This window comes from Variovorax sp. UC122_21 (assembly GCF_044056785.1).
Taxonomy (GTDB): Bacteria; Pseudomonadota; Gammaproteobacteria; order Burkholderiales; family Burkholderiaceae_C; genus Variovorax.
Genome location: NZ_CP172003.1, coordinates 1,646,118 through 1,662,381, shown reverse-complemented (window position 1 = coordinate 1,662,381; position 16,264 = coordinate 1,646,118). Strand labels below are relative to the sequence as shown.

The window sequence follows — 16,264 nt, the reverse complement described above, 5'->3', positions numbered from 1 at the left end:
GGGTTGAGGGGGTCGAAGAACTCAGAAGAACCCGGTGACCTTGCCGGGGTTCAGGATGCCGAGCGGATCGAGCGCGGCGCGCAGCGCCTGCATGACGCGAAAGCCACCGCCGGCCTCCTCGCGCAGGAACTCGACCTTGCCGTGGCCGATGCCGTGCTCGCCGGTGCAGGTGCCGCCGACCGCGAGCGCGCGCCGGATCATCCGCGCATAGGCGGCCTTCACGCGCGCGATCTCGGCGGCATCCGACGGGTCCACCATGAAGCACAGGTGGAAGTTGCCGTCGCCGACATGGCCGCAGATCGGCGCGATCAGCCCTTCGGCCCGCACGTCCTGCTGCGCGGCCTCGATCTGGTCGGCCAGCTCGGAGATCGGCACGCAGACGTCGGTGGGCAGGCCTTCGGCGCCGGGACGCAGGCCCTTGTTTGCCCACCAGATGTCGTGCCGCGCCTGCCACAGCCGGCTGCGGTCCTCGGGCCGGTGCGCCCACGCGAAGTCCTGGCCGCCGTGCGAGGCCGCGACCTCGCGCACCACCTTCACCTGGTGCGCGACCTCGGGCTCGCTGCCGTGGAATTCGAAGAACAGCGTGGGCGCGACCGCCATGCCGAGCCGCGAGTAGCGGTTCACGGCCTCCACCTGCAGCGCGTCGAGCAGTTCGACGCGGCCGAGCTGCACGCCGGCCTGCAGCGTCTCGATCACGGTGTCGACCGCGGCGCGCAAGGTGCCGAAGGCGCAGGTGGCGGCCGCCACGTGCTCGGGCAGCGCATGCAGGCGCACGGTCGCCGCCGTCACGATGCCGAGCGTGCCCTCGGCGCCGACGAACAGGCGCGTGAGGTCGTATCCGGCCGCGGACTTGCGCGCGCGCGTGCCGGTGCGGATCAGTTCGCCGTCGGGCAGCACCACCTCGAGCGCCATCACGTTCTCGCGCATGGTGCCGTAGCGCATGGCGTTGGTGCCCGAGGCGCGCGTCGACACCATGCCGCCGATCGATGCGTCCGCGCCCGGATCGACCGGGAACTGCAGGCCGGTGCCGTGCAAGTGCGCGTTGAGGCTCTTGCGGGTCACGCCGGCCTCGACCGTCGCGTCCATGTCGGCCGTGCGAACGTCGCGGATGCGGTCGAGTCCGCGCGTGTCCAGGCTGATGCCGCCACGCAGCGCCGCGATGTGGCCCTCGCAGGAGGTGCCGGTGCCGAAGGCCACGAGCGGCACGCGCCGCGCGGCGCAGGTGGCAACGATGCGCTGCACCTCGGCCACGTTCTGCGGGAACGCGACCGCGTCGGGCGGCATCACCGGATGGAAGGTGGTGTCGCGGCCGTGCTGGTCGCGCACGGCCGGCGCCGTGGACAGCCGCTCGCCGAGCCAGCCACGCAGGTCGTCGATGCAGGCCAGGGTCGCATCGCTCATGCGGCCACCGCCTTCTGCTCGATGCGGCCGAACAGCTCGCGGCCGTCGTCGGTGTGGAACGACAGGCCCACGGTGTCACCCGGCACCAGGTACGGCGCCAGCGCATCGGGCCCCTGCCCCGCGAGCTGCTGCAGCGTGCGCTGCTCGACGATGCAGGCCACGCCGCGCGCCGCGTCGCGGTTGGAGACCGTGCCGGCGCCGACGATGCTGCCGGCGCCGAGTCCGCGCGTGCGGGTGGCATAGCGCAGGATGTCGACGAAGCTGAAGTCCTGGTCGTCGCCGGTGCGCAGCTCACCGCGCACCTGGCCGTTGACCTCGACGCGCAGCCGGCCGAAGGCGCGGCCCTCCCGCCAGTCGGCGCCCAGTTCGTCGGGCGTGACGGCGAAGGGGCCGAAGGCGCTCGCGGGCTTGCCGTGGAAGAAGCCGAAGCCCTTGGCCAGTTCGCCGGGGATCAGCGCGCGCAGCGAGACGTCGTTGACCAGCACCAGCAGCCGCACCTGGGCCAGCGCCTGCTCGGGCGTGGGCGCGGGGCCCAGGTCGCCGGTGATCACGGCGAGTTCGCCCTCGAGGTCGGTGCCCCAGGCCGGGTCGGCGGGGGATGTCCTCGCACCAGGCGAGGTTGCGGTCCGACAGCCCCTGGTAGATGACGGGCTCGGTGCGCGCCGACGGCGGCATCTCGGCGCCGCGCGCGCGGCGCACGCGCTCCATGTGCGACAGGTAGCCGCTGGCATCGACCCACTGGTAGGCGCGCGGCAGCGGCGCCAGCAGCGCCGAGAGTTCGAGCGGCTGGCCCGCGGCGGGCTCTGCGTCGAGCCGGGCCGCGGCCGCGCGCAGCAGCGGCGCCGCTTGATCCCAGTCGTCGAGCGCGGCCTGCAAGGTGGGCGCGGCCTCGGGCACTGCGAGGCAGCGCCGCGCATCGGCCGACACCACCACGAGCTGGCCGTCGCGCCGGCCGTTGTTCAGCGTCGCGAGTCTCATGCGGTCACCTGTTCGGTCTTGTCTTCGGGCGCATCGAGGTAGCCGCGCCAGGAGTCGGCATGCTCCGCGCGCTCGAAGGCCGCCATGCCCGGGCCGATGTCGAGCGGATCGCGCGCATCGATGTTGATGGCGACCTCGTGCAGCTCGGTGCGCGGCGCCGACAGGCTGTTGCGGTAGGCCGCGGGATGCGGCCCGTGCGGGAAGCCGGCGGGATGGAAGGTCATCGCGCCCGGCCCCATGCCGTCGCGGCTGAAGAAGCGGCCCGCGTGCAGGAACAGCAGCTCGTCGTAGTCGTCGTTCGAATGGAAGAACGGCACCTTGAGCGCGCCCGGGTCGGTCTCGGCCGGCCGCGGGCAGAAGGTGCAGACGGCCACGCGCTGCGTCAGGAAGGTGGTGTGGGCCGAGGGCGGCAGATGGTAGCGCGCGCTGAGCACGGGCCGGATGTCGCGCCAGTTGAGGCGCACCGGCGCGAGCGTGCCCTTCCAGCCCAGCGCGTCGAGCGGGTCGTGCGGATAGGTCAGCGTGGACACGCGGTGCCGCGCCTGGATGCGCACGGCCCACTCGCGCGGCGCGGCGTGCTGCTGCGCGACGAAGGCCTCGTCGAGCTGCGGCACGTCGAGCACGCCGGCATCGAACAGCGCATGCTCGCCGAGCAGCCCGCGCTCGGGCAGGCGGAAGCTGTCGCCCGTGGCTTCGAGCAGCAGCAGGAAGGACGGCGCCGCGGGCTCGTAGCGCCAGGCGGTGCCGCGCGGCAGCAGCAGGTAGTCGCCGTCGCGCAGGCGCAGATGGCCATAGTCGCAGTAGAGATCGCCGCCGCCCTCGTGGACGAACAGCAGCTCGTCGCCGTCGGCGTTGCGCGCCAGGTGGCGCATGGGCGCCGAGGGCTTCCAGCAGCGCAGCCGCATGTGGGCATTGCCCGCGACCAGCGGCGCGTCGAGCGGGCAGTCGAGGCCCTGCGCGGCGGCCGGCAGCTGGTTGAGGTCGTAGGCGCGCGGGCGGTGCGGACCGTCCCAGCGCAGCCAGGCCGTGGGCGCATGGCGGTGGTACATGTGCGTGGCCTGGCCGCCGAAGCCCTCGCGGCCGATCTCGCGCTCGTAGGTGCCGGGCGGGATGTCCGCGTGGGCCTGGCGCGAGGCGATGCCGGCGCGCATGGGAAGGACGATGGGTTTGTTCATGGACGGTTCACGGGCACTTGCGCAGTTCGGCCTGCAGGAATTCGGGCGTGTGGGGCGGGGTCATCTGGACCAGCGGCGTGAGCTCGACGGTGGCGAACAGGCCCGCGCGGTTGTAGGGCTCGGCGTCGATGAAGCGCCGTGCCTCGGCGCGCGAGGCGACCGACAGCGCGACCACCATGCCGGTCGGCTCGCGCACATCGGCGTCGAGCAGCGCCGCGCCGAACACGGTGCGGGGCAGCCAGGCCAGCATGTGGCGGATGTGGTCGGCGCGCAGCGGCAGGCGGTCCTGCGCGCCGCCGGGGCGATAGAGGCAACGGACGAGCCAGGCCATGGTCTCAGTGCGCGTCCGCGCCGGCCTGCTCGCGCTTGATGGCCTCGAACAGCGCCTTGGCATTGCCCTCGCCGAACGAGGTGTCGCCCTTGCGCTGGATGGCCTCGAAGAAGATCGGCCCGATCATCTTGCGCGTGAAGATCTGCAGCAGGAAGCGCGCCCGCGCGTCGGGGTTCTCGCCGGTGGCGGCGCCGTCGAGCAGCATGCCCAGCGACTTCATGCGCGCCACGTCCTCGCCATGGCCCGGCAGCCGGGTGTCGAGCGCGTCGTAGTAGGCCGCGGGCGTGGGCAGGAACTCCACGCCGGCACCGCGCAGCCGCTCGACGCTGGTGTAGAGGTCGTCGCTGAACAGCGCGATGTGCTGGATGCCCTCGCCGTTGTACTCGTCGATGAACTCCTGGATCTGCGAGCTGCGGCCCATGGGCGACACCACGGTCACGCAGGCGGTGCTCGCGGGATCGCGCACCGCGATCGTGTCGAAGCCGTTGCTGGCGTCGCCGGCGACAAACTTGAACACCTCCTCGAAGCCGAAGATGTTCTTGTAGAAGTCCACCCACTGGGGCATGTTGCCCGGGTGCACGCAGTGCGTGACGTGGTCGACGCGCACGAAGGGGGCGAAGTCCGCGCCGGTGTCGGGCACGGCGGCCGGATCGAACTCGAACTGCGCGTGCAGCGCCGCGAGCGCCGCGTCGTCGACCAGGTAGAGCGCGCTGCCGCCGATGCCCTGCAGTGCGCAGTCCGGCAGCAGCGACGTCGCCGCCGCGTCGAGCGGCTGCGCGCCGCGCTCGCGGGCCAGCGTCATCGCACGCGCGCTGTCGGCCACGCGAAAGGCCATGCCGGCGCACGACGGTCCGTGGTGGGCAGCGAATCGCATCGCATGCCCATCCTGGCGCGTGCCGACGATGAACTCGACACCCGCCTGCCGCATCAGCAGCGCATGCCCCGCGCGGTGCCGCGCGACGGTGCGAAAGCCCATGCGCTCGAGCACGACGGCCAGCGCCTGCGGGTCGGGACTTGCGAACTCCATGAACGCGGTGCCGAGCACCTCTGCACGTTCCTTCTGGGTCATTGAATTCTCCTGGCTTCAGCTGTCGATGGAAAAACCGGTGGACTGCACGATCGGCGCCCATTTGGCGAGATCGGCGCGCACCATGGCGTCGAGTTCGCGCGGCGTGACCGCGCTCGGCAGGAAGGCGCGCGCGGCATAGGCCTCCTGCAGCTCCTTCGTGGCCACGGCGTCGCGGATCTGCGCGGCCAGTGCGTTCGCGACGGCCGACGGGGTCTTGGCGGGCGCCCCAGACGGCGAAGTACTCCTGAATGTCGAAGTCGCGAAAGCCGGCCTCGCGCATGGTGGGCGCCTCGGGCAGATAGGGCGAGCGCGCGGAGCCGGTGGTCGCCAGCACGCGGATGCGCCCTTCCTTCGCGAACGGCAGCGGCTCGCTCAGCACGTTGACCGAGGCCGCGATCTGGCCGCCCACCACGTCCTGGATCGCGGGCGCGCCGCCCTTGTAGGGCACGTGCGTGAGGTTCATGCCCGCGGCCTTGCCGATCACCACGCCCGCGAAGTGGGCCATCGTGCCTTCGCCCGGCGAGCCGAAGCTGGCCTTCGAGGGATTGGCGTTGCACCACTGCGCGAACTGCTGCACGGTGCGCACCTCGGGCGGCACCGCCGGCCCCACGCTGAGGCCGAACTGGAAAGTGCACACGGTCGACACCGGTGCGAAGTCCTTGAGCGGGTCGTACGACAGCCGCTTGTAGACGTGCGGATAGATCACCATCACCGAGGCGGGCGCCAGCACCAGCGCGCTGCCGTCGGCCTCCGCCGCCTTCACGTGGTCCATTGCGAGGCGCCCGCCCGCGCCCACGCGGTTCTCGACCAGCACCACCGGCGCGTAGCTGCCCTTGATGCGTTCGGCCAGCAGCCGCGCGATCGAATCGCCCGAGCCGCCCGCGGGAAAGCCCATCACGATGCGCGCCGTCTTCGACAGCGTGGGCGGGGTTTCGGCGGCGGCCGCCAGGGGGAAGACCGGGATCAGCGCACCCGCTGCGGCGCAGGCCGAACCGGCAAGGATGTCGCGGCGTCGAATCATGGCTTGTCTCCTTTTTTATGGGGTGCGCCGAATTCTAGGCCTATTCATTTCATTATGAAACTGTTTCTTTTGGAAATTGATTTCTTGCTTCTGTCCGTGGGCTCGCCAGCAAGCGGGCGCGCACATGCCTCCGCGCGGCGCGGATCGATCGCAAAGGGGGAAGGCGCGGCGCCGGCCGCGCGGGGATTCAGGCGGCCGCGGCCGCCGGCAGTGCGTCGACCGGCGCGAGCTCGCGCCAGTCGCGCGTGTCGTCCAGCGTGGCGTTGGCGCGCGCCACCAGCACCTGCATCGCCGCCTGCACGGTCTTGAGCTCCTGGGGCGTGAGCGCGCTGGTCAGCTCCTGCTCGATGGCACGCGCCAGCGGCATCACGCGTTCGTACGCGTCGGCGCCGGTCTTGGTCAGGCGCAGCACGACCTTGCGGCGGTCCTTCGCATCGACGCGGCGCGAGACCAGCTTCTTGGTCACGAGCAGGTTCAGCGCGCGCGTGATGCTGACCTTGTCCATGGCCGTGCTCTCCGACAGCTCGGTCGCCGACATCGGCGAGAACGCGACCAGGTTGGCGAGCACGCGCCACTCGACCACGCCGATGCCGAGTTCCTCCGAGTACATGCGCGCCAGCATGCCGCTCACGCGGTTCGTGATGACCGAGCACTGGTAGGGCAGCCAGTCGTTCAGGCGCAGGATGCCGTCGGGTTGAACGCTGGCGGCATCGCGGGGCATGGGGGAGGCACTCACTTTGGACGGCATGGCCGGGGACTTTAGCGCAGGCACGCCGCGCGGCCTCAGTCCGATGCCAAGACCCCGCGCGCCGCCTCGCGCCGCAGTTCGTGCAGGAAGCCTGCGCGCGGCTCGGGCAGGTAGCCCGTGAAGAGCGTGCGCCGCACCTCGGCGAACAGCCCGGCGCGCGCATAGGGCTCGCCGGCCAGGAAGTCGTCGGCCTGCGCGGGGTCGTCGGTGGCCAGCAGCAGGTACATGCCGACCAGCTCGCCGTCGGCCAGCGACGGGCCGCCGTGCAGCACGCGCGCCTGGTTCGCGATCATGTAGTCGAGGTGGACCGCGCGGATCGGCAGGCGGTCCCGCGCGCCGCCGGGGCGGTAGCGGCAATCAAGGGCGATGGGCATGGCGGGTGCTGCTCGATCAGGCGGTCTTCAGCGCGGGCGGCTGCATCGCGGGCGGCGGTGCATCGTGCGCCGCCAGCAGCACGGGCAGGTTGCGACGGTACTCGGCGATGCCGCGCGCCTTCACGTGCCCGTAGCCACGGATCTTCTCGGGCAGCGCCGCGACCGCCACCGCGCTGCCGATGCGCTCGTTCGTCAGCCCGTCGAGCAGGCGCCTGACGAGCCCTTCGTACTCGACCACCAGCGCGCGCTCCTCGCGCCGCTCGGCCAGCCAGCCGAAGGGATCGAGCGGCGTGCCGCGCAGGCCGCGCAGCGCCGCGAGCGTGCGGAACACCGGCAGCATCCAGGCGCCGAAGCTGCGCTTTAGCACCTTTCCATCCGCGCCGCGCTTCTCGAAGATCGGCGGCGCCAGGTGGAATTGCAGCTTGAAGTCGCCCTCGAACTGGCTGCGCAGGTTCTGCAGGAACTCGGGCCGCGCATGCAGCCGAGCGACCTCGTACTCGTCCTTGTAGGCCATCAGCTTGAACAGCGAACGCGCCACCGCTTCCGCCAGCCGCGGCCGCCGCGCGCCGGGCGCGACGGCGCGCTCGGCGGCCTCCACGCGGCGCACGGTGTCGAGGTAGCGGCGCGCATAGCGCGCGTCCTGGTAGTCGGTGAGGAAGCGCACGCGCTCGTCGAGCAGCTTCTCGAAGGACTGCGGCAGGTTCAGCGTGACGACGCTGCCGCGGTCGCCCATCAGCGTCTGGCGCCATTGCGGATCGGCGGCCGTGAGCCGGCCGGCCGCGAAGGCGCGCTTGTTGGCGGCCACGGCCACGCCGTTGAGCTCGATCGCGCGCATCAGTGCCGCCAGGCTGACCGGCACGCCGCCCTGCTGCCAGGCATGGCCGAGCATCAGCATGTTGGCGCCGATGGCGTCGCCGAGCAGCGCCTTGGCGGTGGCGTTCGCATCGATGCGCTCGACCTGCGCGGCACCCGCGGCGGCCTCGATCTTGGCGAGCAGCGCGTCCTCGCGGTAGGGCAGATCGGGCTGGCGCGTGAACTCGGCCAGGGTCTGCAGGTGGGTGTTGACCACCACGCGCGTGCGGCCCTCGCCGATCACGCCCAGCACGTCGGGCAGCACGCCCACCACTAGGTCGGCGGCGATCAGGGTGCGCGCGGTGCCCGGCAGCAGGCGCACCGAGTGCAGGCGATCGGGCGTGTCGGCCAGGCGCACGTGGCTCACGACCGAGCCGCCCTTCTGCGCGAGCGCGGTGAAGTCGAGCACCGAGATGCCCTTGCCCTCGAGGTGCGCGGCCATCGCGATCAGCGCGCCGAGCGTGATGACGCCGGTGCCGCCGACGCCCGCGATCATCAGGTCGAAGGGCTGCGCGAGCGAAGGCAGCGCGGGCAGCGGCAGCGCGGCCGCGAGCGCCTCGGGGTCCTGCGCAGGCGCGGCAGCCGTGCCCTTGCGCAGGCTGCCGCCGAGCACGCTCACGAAGCTGGGGCAGAAGCCCTCGGCGCACGAGAAGTCCTTGTTGCAGCTCGACTGGTCGATCTGGCGCTTGCGGCCGAACGAGGTCTCGAGCGGCGCGACCGACAGGCAGTTCGACTGCGTGCCGCAGTCGCCGCAGCCTTCGCAGACCTCGGGGTTGATGAGCACGCGCCGCGCCGGATCGGGATAGCTCTTGCGCTTGCGGCGGCGGCGCTTCTCGGCCGCGCAGGTCTGGTCGTAGACCAGCACCGTGACGCCCGCGATCTCGCGCAGCTCGCGCTGCACCATGTCGAGCTCGCGCCGGTGCCGCACCTGCACGCCCGCGGCCAGCGCCACGCCCTGGTAGCGCTGCGGCTCGTCGGTCACCACCACCACCTTGCGGGCACCTTCGCTCGCGACCTGGGTGCAGATCTGCGGCACGCTGGTCTGGCCGTCGACGGGCTGGCCGCCGGTCATCGCCACCGCGTCGTTGAACAGGATCTTGTAGGTGATGTTGGCGCCGCCCGCCACCGCTTGCCGGATCGCGAGGTAGCCCGAGTGGAAGTAGGTGCCCTCGCCCATGTTCTGGAACACGTGCGGCACGCGCGTGAAGGCGCCGCGCCCGAGCCAGTCGGTGCCCTCGCCGCCCATCTGCGTGAGGCCGCCGGTGCCGCGGTCCATCCAGCTCGCCATATAGTGGCAGCCAACGCCGGCCTGCGCCTGGCTGCCCTCGGGCACCTTGGTCGAGCTGTTGTGCGGGCAGCCCGAGCAGAAGTACGGCAGCCGCCGCATGCCGTCGGCCTCGTTCGACAGCGCCGCGCGCGCGGACGAAGCGCGCGCTGTCGATGCGCGCGGCCAATGGGTGGTCGACGGCGCGCAGCCACGTCAGCAGCGCGGCGGCGATGCTCGCGGCGAGAGCTGGCCGGTCCAGGCCAGCAGCGGATGGCCCTCGAGGTCCTGCTTGCCGCAGACCGTGGGCCGTCGCGCGCGGTTGAACACCCGATCCTCGAGCTGCTGCTCGACCACCGAGGCCTTCTCCTCGATCACCAGCACATGCGACAGCCCTTCGCAGAAACGGTCGGCGCCCTCGGCATCGAGCGGGAACACCAGGCCCGGCTTGTAGAGCCGCAGGCCGAGCGCCGGCAGGTCGTCGGCGCCGAGGCCGCAGCGCTGCAGCACCTCCATCAGGTCATGGAAGGACTTGCCCACCGCCACGATGCCGGCCGTGGCGCCGGGGCGCCGGCACCACCAGGCGATCGAGCGGATTGCCGCGCGCGAAGGCGCTGAAGGCCTCGAGCTTGGCGGCCAGCCGCAGCTCGACGGCCGGCGTGAGGAAGTCGCTGGTGCGGTATTCGAGCGCGGAGGTGTCGGGCAACCCGGACGCGTCGGGCCATGCGAGTGCCGCGCCCGAGGAGGCCTCGACCGAACGTGCGCTCTCGACCGTCTCCGAGATCGCCTTGAACGCGACCCAGGTGCTGGCATGGCGCGAGGCGGCCCAGCCCCAGAGGCCGAAGGCCTCGTACTCGTCGACCGAGGCCGGATGCACGATCGGGATGCCCCAGCCCATCAGCGACAGGTCGCTGGCATTGGGAATCGACGACGAGGTGGCCGCATGGTCGTCGCCCACCACCATCAGCACGCCGCCGCGGCGCGAGGTGCCGGCCGCGTTGCCGTGGCGGATCGCATCGCCCGCGCGGTCCACGCCCGGCCCCTTGCCGTACCACATGGCGAACACGCCATCGACCTCGCGCTCGGGGTCCAGGCCGACCTGCTGCGTGCCCATCACCGCGGTGGCGGCCAGGTCCTCGTTGATCGCCGGCAGGAAGCGGATGCCGTGCTCGGCCAGGTCCGACTTCGCGCGCCACAGCTCGGTGTCGACGCCCGCGAGCGGCGAGCCGCGGTAGCCGCTCACGTAGCCGGCGGTGTTCCAGCCGCGGGCCTTGTCCTCCTGCTGCTGGCGAAACAGCAGGCGCACCAGCGCCTGGGTGCCCGTGAGGAACACGCGGCCGGTGCGCGCGGTGCGGTTGTCTTCGAGCCGGTAGCCTGTCTCCAGCGCGGGCGCTGCTTCTTCTGTCTGCATGGTGTGGATCCGTCCATCGGGGGGAAGATCAAATATTAATCCGTCTGGACAGCATATATAATTGCGATCCATGCGGCGTTGGTGACAACCCGGCATGTTTCATTCCGGAGATCGCCGCCATGGGAAAGACCGATTCGACGCCGCTGTCCGACGCGCCCACGCGCCGCATCCTCGACCTGCTGCAGGCCGATGGCCGCATGACGGTGCAGGCACTGGCCGACGAAGTGGGCCTGTCCTCGGCGCCCTGCTGGCGCCGGCTGCGCGAACTCGAGGACAGCGGCATCATCCGCCGCTTCGTCGCGCTGGTCGACCGCAACAAGGTCGGGCTGCACGGCTGCATGTTCACGCAGATCAGCCTCGAGCGGCATTCGGAAACGGTGGTGGCTGCCTTCGAGCGCGCGGTGCAGGCCACGCCCGAGATCCTCGAATGCTGGGTCACCACCGGCGACGGCGACTACATCCTCAAGATCGTGGTGCCCGACGCGCTGGCCTTCGACCGCTTCCTGCACCGCTTCATGCTGAAACTCGAGGGCATCCGGCAGATCAAGACCTCGGTTGCGCTGCGCGAGGTGAAGAACGACACCCGGCTCGATCTGACGCGGGTGCCGCTCTAGCGGAAAAGATTCAAACGCTGCGTTGCCGCAGCACCTTCCCCGGATTCATGACCCCGCGCGGATCGAGCGCCTGCTTGATCGCCGCCATCACGCGCATCGAGGCGCCGCGCTCGAGTTCGAGGAAGTCGAGCTTGCCGTAGCCGATGCCGTGCTCGCCGGTGCAGGTGCCGCCCATCGCGATGGCGCGGCGCATCAGCCGCGCGTTGAGCGTCTCGGCGCGCGCCATCTCGTCGGCATCGGCGGGATCGACCACCACGCACAGATGGAAGTTGCCGTCGCCGACGTGGCCGCACATGGGCGCGGTGAGCCCAAGTTCCTCGACGTCGGCGCGCGCCGCCAGCACCGCCTCGCTCAGGCGCGAGATCGGCACACAGGCATCGGTGGGCATGCCCTGGCAGCCGGGGCGAAGCGCGAGCGCGGCCCACCACACGTCGTGGCGCGCCTGCCAGAGCCGGCTGCGCGCCTCGGGCGTGTCGGCCCAGGCGAAGCCCACGCCGCCGTGCTCGGCCGCGAGCTCCTCGGCCACGCGAACCTGCTGCGCCACGCTCTCGGGCGCGCCGTGGAACTCGAGGAACAAGGTGGGCATGACCGGCAGCCCGAGCTTCGCGTAGCGGTTGCAGGCCTCGACCTGCTGCGCATCGAGGAACTCGATGCGGCCCACCGGCACGCCGGTCTGCATGATCGCGGTGACCGCCTCGATGGCCGCGCGCAGGTCGGGAAAGCCGCAGCGCGCGGCCGCGATCTGCTCGGGCAGCGGATGCAGCCTGAGGCCGACCTCGGTGACGATGCCCAGCGTGCCCTCGGCGCCGGTGAACAGGTGCGTGAGGTCGTAGCCCGCGGCCGACTTGCGCGCGCGCCCGCCGGTGCGCACCACCTCGCCGTCGGGCAGCACCACCTCGAGCGACATCACGCTCTCGCGCATGGTGCCGTAGCGCACGGCGTTGGTGCCCGAGGCGCGCGTCGACACCATGCCGCCGATCGAGGCATCGGCGCCGGGATCGATCGGGAAATGCAGGCCGCTGCCGTGCAGCGCCGCGTTGAGCTGCTTGCGCGTCACGCCGGCCTGCACGCGGCAGTCGAAGTCGGCCTCGTGGATCTCGAGCACGGCATTCATGCGCGAGAGGTCGATGCAGATGCCGCCATGCAGCGCCGCGACGCCGCCTTCGCACGAGGTGCCGGTGCCGAACGGGATCATCGGCACCGAGGCCGCGTGGCACAGCCGCGCGACCGCAGCCACCTCCTCGGTCGATTCGGCGAACACCACCGCGTCGGGCGCATGCAGCGGATGGAAGGACACGTCCTTGCCGTGCTGGTCGCGCACCGCCTGGCCGGTCGCGCAGCGCTCGCCGAAGCGTTCGCGCAGCTGGTGGATCACGGCGGCGACGGGGCGCTCGCGCGACGCGAGGGATCTTCGTCCATCGGGGGTCTCCTTCGTCAGGCCGCCAGCCTCTCGGGCGGCATCGATTCGGTCGGGGCCGAGGGCGCCGCGGCCCGCCCCAGGTAGCTGTCGGCGACGCGCGCATCGCGCGCGACCTCGGCCGCCGGCCCCTGCAGGCTCACGCGGCCCATCTCGAGCACGTAGGCATGGTCGGCCACCTCGAAGGCGGCACGCGCGTTCTGCTCGACCAGCAGGATCGCCACGCCCTGCGCCTGCAGCCGCCGCACGGTGGCGAAGATGTCGCGCACCACCAGCGGCGCGAGCCCCAGGCTCGGCTCGTCGAGCAGCAGGATGCGCGGGCGCGCCATCAGCGCGCGGCCCAGCGCGAGCATCTGCCGCTCGCCGCCCGAGAGCGTGTGCGCCAGCTGCGCGTGCCGCTCGCCCAGGCGCGGGAACAGCGCATACACGCGCTCCATCTCGGCGGCGATCGCGCGCCGGCCCGCGCGGCGCCAGCAGAAGGCGCCGAGCTCGAGGTTGTCGGCCACGCTCATGGTGCCGAACAGGTCGCGCTGCTCGGGCACCAGCGAAAGGCCCATGGCCACGCGGCGCTCGGGCGAGACGAAGCGCAGGTCGGTGCCGTCGAGCCGCACCTCGCCGCTCATCGGCAGCCGGCCCATGAGCGCGGCCAGCAGCGTTGACTTGCCGGCGCCGTTGGGGCCGACCACGGTGACGATGCCCGAGGGCGGCACCGACACGTCGACCTCGTGCAGCGCCGGGATGCGGCCATGGAACGCGCACAGGGCGCGGGCTTCCAGCGTCATGCCGCGCTCCCCAGGTAGGCCTGCTGCACGCGCGGGTCGTCGCGCACCGCCTGCGCCTCGCCCTCGGCGATCTTCTGGCCGAACTGCATCACGACCAGGCGGTCGGCGATGTCCATGATGAATTCCATGTCGTGGTCCACGATGAGCACGGTCACGCCCTCGCCGCGCAGCTGCTTGAGCAGCGCGGCCAGGGTCTTCTTCTCCTGATGCCGCAGGCCGGCCGCGGGCTCGTCGAGCAGCAGCAGCTGCGGGCGGGCGCACAGGGCGCGGCGCGATCTCCAGGATGCGCTGCTTGCCCAGCGGCAGGCTGGCGGCCGGCGCATCCGCGAGGTCCTCGAGGCCGCAGCGCCGCAACTGCGCCAGTGCCATGGCCTCGATCGCGGCTTCCTCGCGGCGATCGAGCCGCAGCATGGCGCGCAGCCAGCCGTCGCCGCCGAGCAGGTGGCAGCCGAGCGCCGCGTTGTCGCGCACGCTCATGTCGGCCACCAGCTTCACGTGCTGGAAGGTGCGCGCCACGCCGCGCGCGGCCACATGGCGCGCGCCGAGCGCGTCGATGCGCTGGCCGCGCAGGGTGATCGCGCCTGCGCTGGCGGGCAGGAGGCCGGTGATCAGGTTGAACAGCGTGCTCTTGCCCGCGCCGTTGGGCCCGAGCAGCGCGACGATCTCGCCGCCGCGCACCTCGAAGGAGACGCGGTTGACCGCGACCAGACCGCCGAAGCGCTTCTCGGCCCCGTCGACGCGCAGCAGCACCTCGCCAGGCGCGGCGGCTGCGTGCTGCGCGGGCGCGCGCAGCTCGACCGGCGCGCCGCGCGGCACGGGCCGCCGCGGCACGGCGGCCGTGAAGCGCGTCCAGCGCGCGAGCAGCGGCCACAGCCCCGCGTTGGCGCGCGCGAGGATCAGCAGCATCAGCACGCCGAACACCGCCATCTCGAAGTTGCCCGAGCGGCCGAGCAGCGCCGGCAGCACGTCCTGCAGCACCTGCTTGAGCACCACCACCACGCCCGCGCCCGCGAGCGCGCCCCACAGCGCGCCCACGCCGCCCATCACCGCCATGAACAGGTACTCGATGCTCATCTGCAGCCCGAAGGGCGTGGGATTGAGGAAGCGCTGCATGTAGACGTAGAGCCAGCCCGCCATGCCGGCCAGGCCCGCGGCGGTGCAGAACACCGCGACCTTGAGCCGGAACGCATGCGCGCCGAAGGCCTCGGGCAGGTCGGCGCCAGCGCGCAGCGCGCGCACCGCGCGGCCGAGCCGCGAATCGAGCAGGTTGCGCACCAGCCAGAAGGCCAGCGCGAAGCCCAGCGCGATCAGGCAGAACATCGAGCGCTCGGACGCGAAGTCGAAGCCGAACAGGTTCAGCGCAGGAATGCCCGCGAGGCCGTTGAAGCCACCCAGCGGCTCGATGATGCCGAGCCCGTAGTACACGACCACGCCCCAGGCCAGCGTGGCCAACGACAGGTAGTGGCCACCCATCGAGAGCGTGAGCGCGCCGATGCCCGCGGCCGACAGCGTGGCGAGCACGACGCCGGCCAGCAGCGTGGCCCAGCCCGGCACGCCGTGCGCCACCGCGAGGTAGCCGGCCGCGTAGGCGCCGATGCCGACGAAGGCCGCCTGGCCGAAGGAGATCAGGCCCGCGAAGCCGGTCATCAAGGTGAGCCCGAGCGCCACCGTGGCGTAGAGCAGCACGAAGCTCGCGAGCGTGACGTAGTAGCTCGATGCGAACATCGCCACGCCGGCGGCGGCCGCCACGGCGACGGCCGCGAGCACCCAGGAACGAAAGGTCATGAGGCCTCCTGCGAATGCGGGTCGGCCAGCGAACGCCACAAGAGCAGCGGCACGATCAATGCGAACACGATGATCTCCTTGGCGGCGCTCGCGCCGTAGGACGAGAAGGCCTCGAGCAGGCCCACCACGAGCGAGCCCGCGGCGGCGAGGACGTAGCCCGAGAGCCCGCCGACGATCGCGCCGACGAAGCCCTTGAGCGCAAGCAGGAAGCCCGAGTCGTAGTAGATGGTGGTGAACGGGCCGATCAGCACGCCCGAGACCGCGCCGATGAAGGCGGCGATGGTCAGCGCCAGTTCGCCCGAGTGGTCGGGCGAGATGCCGACCAGCCGCGCGCCGTCGCGGCACACGGCGGTGGCGCGCAGCGCCTTGCCGCTCAGCGTGTGGCCGAAGAAGGCGAAGAACACGGCCACGAGCACGGCGCTCGCCGCCACCACCGCAAATGTCTGCGGCGCCACCGGCAGTCCCGCGAGCAGGCCGGCCGGCAGTTCGAAGCCCGGCAGCCGCGAGCCCTCGGGCCCGAACACGTACAGGCCCAGCGCCACCAGCACGAAGTGCAATGCGATCGCCGCCACCAGCAGCACCAGCGGCGAGGCATTGCCCATCGGCCGGAACACGGTGCGGTAGATCAGCGGCCCCATCGCCGTGACCAGTGCCACCGCCGCGGCCGTCTGCACCCAGGCCGGCGAGCGCGCATCGACGCCGAACCAGGCGAAGGCGCAGGCCGCCAGCGGCAGCGCGCCGAGCAGCGCGAGCCGGCCGCCCAGCCCCGCGAGGTTGCGCTGCCGCAGGCGCTCGGCGGCTTCCATGCCGCAGGCCAGCAGGGCCACCGCCGCCACCGGCACCGCCAGCCCGGGCGCCTGGCCCTGCTGGAAGGCCGCGATGGTCAGCACGCTGGCGCTGACGAATTCGCCTTGCGGGACGAACACGATGCGCGTGACGGTGAAGACCATCACGAGCGCCAGCGCCAGCAGCACGTAGACCGCGCCGCTCGCGAGGCCGTCCTGCACCAGCAGGCCGAAGATCTGCATGTCCATGATCTGTA

At 71.9% G+C, this 16,264-nt stretch carries 13 protein-coding genes and 4 pseudogenes; 1 reads left to right on the top strand and 16 read right to left on the bottom strand.

Going from position 1 to position 16,264, the window contains the following annotated elements:
* Positions 1-21: 21 nt before the first annotated feature.
* The 12 genes and pseudogenes from ACHMXE_RS08565 to ACHMXE_RS08510 all read right to left on the bottom strand — a co-directional run bounded on the left by ACHMXE_RS08565 (position 22) and on the right by ACHMXE_RS08510 (position 10,624).
* Complete coding sequence (locus tag ACHMXE_RS08565) at positions 22-1,401, bottom strand: FAD-binding oxidoreductase (RefSeq protein ID WP_395345615.1); 1,380 nt, start codon at positions 1,399-1,401, stop codon at positions 22-24.
* Positions 1,398-2,379, bottom strand: a pseudogene (locus ACHMXE_RS08560) (fumarylacetoacetate hydrolase family protein). The gene ACHMXE_RS08565 and the pseudogene ACHMXE_RS08560 overlap by 4 nt, the downstream one beginning before the upstream one ends.
* On the bottom strand, positions 2,376-3,554 hold the full coding sequence (locus tag ACHMXE_RS08555; RefSeq protein WP_203207864.1) for a homogentisate 1,2-dioxygenase: 1,179 nt from the start codon (positions 3,552-3,554) through the stop codon (positions 2,376-2,378). The pseudogene ACHMXE_RS08560 and the gene ACHMXE_RS08555 overlap by 4 nt, the downstream one beginning before the upstream one ends.
* A 7-nt stretch (positions 3,555-3,561) precedes the next feature.
* A complete protein-coding gene (locus tag ACHMXE_RS08550) occupies positions 3,562-3,885 on the bottom strand; it encodes a YciI family protein (protein ID WP_203207865.1) in 324 nt (107 codons plus the stop codon).
* 4 nt (positions 3,886-3,889) lie between these two features.
* Positions 3,890-4,954 (bottom strand): 4-hydroxyphenylpyruvate dioxygenase, encoded by a 1,065-nt coding sequence (hppD, locus tag ACHMXE_RS08545; protein ID WP_395345611.1) that lies wholly within the window; start codon positions 4,952-4,954, stop codon positions 3,890-3,892.
* A 15-nt stretch (positions 4,955-4,969) separates the two neighbouring features.
* The gene (locus ACHMXE_RS08540; protein WP_395345608.1) at positions 4,970-5,119 is read right to left on the bottom strand and encodes a hypothetical protein; all 150 of its coding nucleotides are present in this window, start codon (positions 5,117-5,119) and stop codon (positions 4,970-4,972) included.
* A gap of 124 nt (positions 5,120-5,243) precedes the next feature.
* Positions 5,244-5,849: pseudogene (locus ACHMXE_RS08535) on the bottom strand (tripartite tricarboxylate transporter substrate-binding protein); the annotation flags it as partial.
* Positions 5,850-6,162: 313 nt separating this feature from the next.
* On the bottom strand, positions 6,163-6,696 hold the full coding sequence (locus ACHMXE_RS08530; protein ID WP_395345605.1) for a MarR family winged helix-turn-helix transcriptional regulator: 534 nt from the start codon (positions 6,694-6,696) through the stop codon (positions 6,163-6,165).
* 62 nt (positions 6,697-6,758) lie between these two features.
* On the bottom strand, positions 6,759-7,097 hold the full coding sequence (locus ACHMXE_RS08525; RefSeq protein WP_395345602.1) for a YciI family protein: 339 nt from the start codon (positions 7,095-7,097) through the stop codon (positions 6,759-6,761).
* Between the two features lie 16 nt (positions 7,098-7,113).
* Positions 7,114-9,336 (bottom strand): indolepyruvate ferredoxin oxidoreductase family protein, encoded by a 2,223-nt coding sequence (locus tag ACHMXE_RS08520; protein WP_395345599.1) that lies wholly within the window; start codon positions 9,334-9,336, stop codon positions 7,114-7,116.
* A 93-nt stretch (positions 9,337-9,429) separates the two neighbouring features.
* Positions 9,430-9,759, bottom strand: a complete 330-nt coding sequence (locus ACHMXE_RS08515) for a hypothetical protein (protein ID WP_395345596.1) — start codon at positions 9,757-9,759, stop codon at positions 9,430-9,432.
* Complete coding sequence (locus ACHMXE_RS08510; RefSeq protein ID WP_395345593.1) at positions 9,734-10,624, bottom strand: hypothetical protein; 891 nt, start codon at positions 10,622-10,624, stop codon at positions 9,734-9,736. The genes ACHMXE_RS08515 and ACHMXE_RS08510 overlap by 26 nt, the downstream gene beginning before the upstream one ends.
* A gap of 119 nt (positions 10,625-10,743) precedes the next feature.
* Between ACHMXE_RS08510 and ACHMXE_RS08505 the strand changes: the two genes are divergently transcribed.
* Positions 10,744-11,238, top strand: a complete 495-nt coding sequence (locus ACHMXE_RS08505) for an Lrp/AsnC family transcriptional regulator (RefSeq protein WP_057589770.1) — start codon at positions 10,744-10,746, stop codon at positions 11,236-11,238.
* Positions 11,239-11,248: 10 nt separating this feature from the next.
* On the opposite strand, the gene ACHMXE_RS08500 is transcribed toward ACHMXE_RS08505, so the two are convergent.
* The 4 genes and pseudogenes from ACHMXE_RS08500 to ACHMXE_RS08485 all read right to left on the bottom strand — a co-directional run bounded on the left by ACHMXE_RS08500 (position 11,249) and on the right by ACHMXE_RS08485 (position 16,256).
* A complete protein-coding gene (locus tag ACHMXE_RS08500) occupies positions 11,249-12,676 on the bottom strand; it encodes an FAD-binding oxidoreductase (RefSeq protein WP_395347332.1) in 1,428 nt (475 codons plus the stop codon).
* A pseudogene (locus ACHMXE_RS08495) lies at positions 12,673-13,326 on the bottom strand (ABC transporter ATP-binding protein); the annotation flags it as partial. The gene ACHMXE_RS08500 and the pseudogene ACHMXE_RS08495, both read right to left, overlap by 4 nt.
* A gap of 107 nt (positions 13,327-13,433) precedes the next feature.
* Positions 13,434-15,222: pseudogene (locus ACHMXE_RS08490) on the bottom strand (ATP-binding cassette domain-containing protein).
* Entirely contained in the window at positions 15,219-16,256 is a 1,038-nt protein-coding gene (locus ACHMXE_RS08485) for a branched-chain amino acid ABC transporter permease (RefSeq protein ID WP_395345590.1), read from the bottom strand. The pseudogene ACHMXE_RS08490 and the gene ACHMXE_RS08485 overlap by 4 nt, the downstream one beginning before the upstream one ends.
* Positions 16,257-16,264: the final 8 nt, after the last annotated feature.

Bases quoted from the DNA above. Each gene is read 5' to 3' on its own strand.
- ACHMXE_RS08485 (WP_395345590.1), bottom strand. From the start codon at position 16,256: ATGGACATGCAGATCTTCGGCCTGCTGGTGCAGGACGGCCTCGCGAGC.
- ACHMXE_RS08555 (WP_203207864.1), bottom strand. From the start codon at position 3,554: ATGAACAAACCCATCGTCCTTCCCATGCGCGCCGGCATCGCCTCGCGC.
- ACHMXE_RS08550 (WP_203207865.1), bottom strand. From the start codon at position 3,885: ATGGCCTGGCTCGTCCGTTGCCTCTATCGCCCCGGCGGCGCGCAGGAC.
- ACHMXE_RS08530 (WP_395345605.1), bottom strand. From the start codon at position 6,696: ATGCCCCGCGATGCCGCCAGCGTTCAACCCGACGGCATCCTGCGCCTG.
- ACHMXE_RS08525 (WP_395345602.1), bottom strand. From the start codon at position 7,097: ATGCCCATCGCCCTTGATTGCCGCTACCGCCCCGGCGGCGCGCGGGAC.
- ACHMXE_RS08505 (WP_057589770.1), top strand. From the start codon at position 10,744: ATGGGAAAGACCGATTCGACGCCGCTGTCCGACGCGCCCACGCGCCGC.
- ACHMXE_RS08510 (WP_395345593.1), bottom strand. From the start codon at position 10,624: ATGCAGACAGAAGAAGCAGCGCCCGCGCTGGAGACAGGCTACCGGCTC.
- hppD (WP_395345611.1), bottom strand. From the start codon at position 4,954: ATGACCCAGAAGGAACGTGCAGAGGTGCTCGGCACCGCGTTCATGGAG.
- ACHMXE_RS08565 (WP_395345615.1), bottom strand. From the start codon at position 1,401: ATGAGCGATGCGACCCTGGCCTGCATCGACGACCTGCGTGGCTGGCTC.
- ACHMXE_RS08520 (WP_395345599.1), bottom strand. From the start codon at position 9,336: ATGCGGCGGCTGCCGTACTTCTGCTCGGGCTGCCCGCACAACAGCTCG.